Genomic DNA, 4,213 nt, shown 5'->3' on the forward strand with positions numbered 1-4,213 from the left:
AGGGTCTGCCGGGCAAGTGGGCCGACATACAGGAAGTCGCCGAGAAAACCCAAGCCGTTTATGCCGAGTTGGATGTTGCCAAGAGAGAACTCGCTTCAATGAAGAATTTAGAATGCGCACATTCACCACCCGTGACGGCTCCATTTGGATGCCGCCGTACCTGACCTCCATCGATAGCAAATCTGCATCGGCTGCTGCCGTTGTTTCAAGGTCTGCTCGCGCGATGTCATGCATCTTCACGGCGTTGATGATGCGGGTGAAATCCTCGCCCCTGCGATGACGAGGACGACGATTTCGACGGCAAGCTCAATCGCATGATCATGGTTGTCGATGATGCCGGCCGCTGCATAGGCTGCGGAGCCTGCGGCCGCGTCTGCCCCAAGAACTGCCAGACGCATGTTGCGGCCGACGAGCTCGCAACATGATCTGGCGAAAACCAGGGGAGCGGCGTGCACTTCATCTTTTTGTCGGCTCGTGGGGCTGGTCCTGTGCAGCAATGCGTCGATGGTTTACTTCGCTTTGGATTCGCTCCGTGTGGCAGTCGTCACGACGCTGGCCTGTTCGCTGCTGCTTCAGGCCGGCTACTTCGGCCGCGTGCTCTTTCTGATCTGGCAGTCCTCTAGCCGCGCTCGTGGAACTCGCCACAGGGGCCAGCATGCCGATGGTTACAGGAAAGCTCGGGTACCAGTCGTCTGACTCTGATCAACTGCGGAATGCAATTTTCAGCTGTGTCCCGGCTTGGTCGAATGCCCAGCATGTGCTGCTGCTTTGATGCGCGGATGACAGGATCAGTGCTCAGACCCACACCAATTTTGGTCACCCTCTGATGACTGAGCTGATCGTATAGGGAATCTGTGTTCGGCTAACACGCGACCATACCCCTGGGCTGACCGGTGCGTAGCCGGTTCAGGTACTTTTTTGCTGGAGATAGCATGCTGGAAAAATTCGAACGTTATCCGCTCACCTTTGGACCCACGCCGATCGAGAGGCTCGACCGCCTCGGCAAGCATCTGGGCGACAAGGTGGAAATCTACGTCAAACGCGAGGACTGCAACTCCGGTCTCGCGTTCGGCGGAAACAAGCTGCGCAAGCTCGAATACATTGTGCCCGACGCGATCGCGTCAGATGCCGATACGCTCGTCACAATCGGTGGCGTGCAGTCCAACCATACGCGCATGGTCGCTGCGGTCGCCGCCAAGATCGGCATGAAATGCCTCCTGGTCCAGGAGAGCTGGGTCCCACATGATGATGCTGTCTACGACCGGGTCGGCAATATCCTCTTGAGCCGCATCATGGGGGCAGAGGTGCGCCTGGTTGACGAGGGCTTTGACATCGGCATCCGCCGCAGCTGGGAAAAGGCACTTTATGAAGTCAAGGCAAGGGGCGGCAGGCCATATGCGATACCTGCCGGCGCCTCTGTCCACAAATACGGCGGCCTGGGCTATGTGGGGTTCGCTGAGGAGGTGCGTGCCCAGGAAGAGCAGCTTGGGTTTGCCTTCGACTATATCGTCGTCTGTACGGTGACTGGTTCAACCCACGGCGGCATGCTCGTCGGGTTCGCCAAGGATGGTCGACAGCGCAACGTGATCGGTATCGATGCCTCCGCCATGCCCGCCAAGACCAAGGCGCAGGTGCTTGGCATCGCCCAAAATACAGCGAAGCTCGTCCACCTCGGAGCGGAAATTGTCGAGGCAGACGTGGTGTTGTTCATGGACTACGCGTACCCGGGTTATGGCGTTCCATCGGAGGAAACCAAAGAGGCAATCCGTTTGTGCGCGCGGCTCGAGGGCATGATTACGGACCCCGTTTACGAGGGCAAATCGATGCAAGGGATGATCGACCTCGTCCAGAGGGGCTTCTTTCCACAGGGATCGAGGGTCCTCTACGCACATCTAGGCGGCGCGCCGGCGATCAACGGGTACGGCTACACCTTTCGCAACGGCTGACGTTCGGCAGTCTGCGATTCCGCGGTCGCGCTCGAACGTGGGTAGGTAGCGTCGTTCGAGCGCTTGGCTGGAGAAGTGGAGGCAGCGACGGGCATCCACTAATTGGTACCATTACGTGCTGTCGGGGCTCAACGCCACGCGCATTGAGCGCATGCCGCCGTTGGCAACCGCGAGGCGAATTTTGACTCCGGGGCAAGAATCCACACGCGGCGGTGGCGGCACGAGGACCAAGCCGGCGAGTTCGCGCTTTCGAACTGGCGCCAAACTGCCACTGCTCGAGGACCGAGGCCAGTCTAATCACAGGCGAGCCGTCCAAGCTCTCAAGAGTGATAGGGCGAAACCCGACAGCGGCAGAAGACATGTCGGGTTCACGACAATCGGCCGCATTTGGCCTCGTGGAGAATTTCAAAGCATTTCCCGCCGCTTACCGGAGCTGAGGGAATTGGCACCTCCGTTGCAGCTTGATGTGCGGCAACACGGTGAGAGCTTCGCTGAAGCAAGCCAGAGGGAGCGATGCCCTCGAGACCGTGTCCGATTTTGACTGGAAAATTTTCCGCGACAAAAGAGACGAAAGGTGTGGAATGACTTTGGACACCAAGATGGAACTGCGTATGGGGTCCCCGGCTCCTGCGATCAAAGTAGAGAACTGGCTGCGTGGCGAGCCCCTCACGAACTTTCGGCCCGGCAAGGTCTACCTCGTTGAGTTTTGGGCGACTTGGTGCGGACCATGTGTCGACGCCCTGCCCCATTTGATCGAACTGCAGGAGAAATATCAAGGCAGCGGATTTGAGGCGGTCGGAGTTGCCGCCTGCGAACAGGGTCCTACCGCAGACGAGGCGCGGACCAACGTGGATGCCTGGCTGACCGAGAAGTTCCCGAATCTGAATTATCGTATCGGGTTCGATTACATTGGCGAAATGAACAAGCTCTGGATGGATCCCAGCTCTTCGATTGGGATTCCCACCTCGTTCGTGGTCGACCGCGACGGCCACATCGCTTTTATCGGCCACCCGGCGGAACTCGATGACGTTTTGCCGAAAGTCCTTAACGGCAGCTGGCGCAGCAGCTATGAAGCGAAAGCCGCCGATGCAAAGCGCATCGCGCATAACCAACTTGCAGCGCGCGAAATGTCGCTTACCGGGCCGATATACGCCAAACTTGAGCCGGCGATGCAGGCCGAGAATTGGACGGCGGCGCTCTTGGCCATCGAAGAAGGCCTCGCCTTGATGCCAGACTCTTGTGAGTTCCGGCAGATTCATGCGGATCTTCTGCTTCACAAGCTGCGCGACATCAAGACCGGCATGCCGGTCATGCGAGAATTGGTCGAGGACGCGATCGACAAAACGTCCGACGCGGTGTCGTGGATGGCCTTGGCCCTCAACCAACTCTTCGATCCCACGATGGACAATTCCCATCTTCCGCGCGCGGAGCGCTTTGCGATGGGCAACGAGCTCTCGGAACAGATACTGGCACTCAATCCCCCGAACGGCGATGGCCCGTTTAAATACCTCCGGTACCTCCCGGTAGCTCAGTATTATTACGAGAGCGGCGACAAAGATCGCGCAATCGAGTTGATCGAGGTGGCACTGAAATCGGTGGACCGGCTGGGGCCAATTCCGGACCACACCAAACAGTACTATCTTACCCCATTGCTCGAAGCACTGGCCAACTACACGGGTGAGCCTGCCTGTCACGCGGATCTTTGTGTGGCTCCGCAAAAGAAGGCACCCGAAACTCAAAACGCAGTCACTTCCTGAGCAAGAATCGCGAAGGGACTGACAATTGGAATTGAACACTGGCCAATCCGCCCATCGAAGCTCTCTTCGCAGCAAGTATGTCGATGCAGCAGGGCGGCGGCTTGCGGCAGGTTGGATTTCAATTGCGTTGACCACCGGTCGGATCGCGGCGCAGACGATGTGCGCCGCGAATTCGCGCCGCAGGTCTCGCACTCGTGGACATGTCGAGGTCGGCCACGGGGCACTCTTGGGGTTGGCCCGCCCAAGCCATTCGTCGGCCACGCAAGCCGACCCGGAGTGGGCATCGCAGGAAAAGGAAATCGTACCTCGAAGACGAAGACTGAAATGACGAACAACGAAATTCCTCATGAGCCGGTTGGCCCTGCTGTCAACAATGACGAAGAAGCCCTTGCTTCCCCATTCGTCAAATGCCTCCTGCGGCTCATTCGTACTCAGGATTCCTTCGGCTTATGGGAAGGCCATTCGGATGCCGAGCTGCTGGCCGAGTTCATCATCACCAAGCAACAGCAA

The 4,213-nt window shown here is 58.4% G+C and carries 4 protein-coding genes and 2 pseudogenes; all 6 read left to right on the forward strand.

Features of this window, described 5'->3' with window-relative positions:
- Positions 1 to 26: 26 nt before the first annotated feature.
- Positions 27 to 164: a hypothetical protein gene (locus NP945_RS31755; RefSeq protein WP_256748510.1), complete on the forward strand. Its 138-nt coding sequence runs from the start codon at positions 27 to 29 to the stop codon at positions 162 to 164.
- Positions 113 to 425: pseudogene (fdxB, locus tag NP945_RS31760) on the forward strand (ferredoxin III, nif-specific). The gene NP945_RS31755 and the pseudogene fdxB overlap by 52 nt, the downstream one beginning before the upstream one ends.
- Positions 426 to 504: 79 nt before the next feature.
- The gene (locus NP945_RS31765) at positions 505 to 696 is read left to right on the forward strand and encodes an exopolysaccharide production repressor protein (protein WP_127230899.1); all 192 of its coding nucleotides are present in this window, start codon (positions 505 to 507) and stop codon (positions 694 to 696) included.
- 236 nt (positions 697 to 932) lie between these two features.
- Positions 933 to 1,946, forward strand: a complete 1,014-nt coding sequence (locus tag NP945_RS31770) for a 1-aminocyclopropane-1-carboxylate deaminase (RefSeq protein WP_024505903.1) — start codon at positions 933 to 935, stop codon at positions 1,944 to 1,946.
- Positions 1,947 to 2,545: 599 nt separating this feature from the next.
- Positions 2,546 to 3,703, forward strand: a complete 1,158-nt coding sequence (locus tag NP945_RS31775; RefSeq protein WP_256748509.1) for a TlpA disulfide reductase family protein — start codon at positions 2,546 to 2,548, stop codon at positions 3,701 to 3,703.
- A gap of 324 nt (positions 3,704 to 4,027) precedes the next feature.
- Positions 4,028 to 4,213 (forward strand): annotated as a pseudogene (locus NP945_RS31780) (hypothetical protein); the annotation flags it as partial.

The sequence above is a fragment of the Mesorhizobium sp. LMG17149 genome, from assembly GCF_024518695.1.
Taxonomy (GTDB): Bacteria; Pseudomonadota; Alphaproteobacteria; order Rhizobiales; family Rhizobiaceae; genus Mesorhizobium.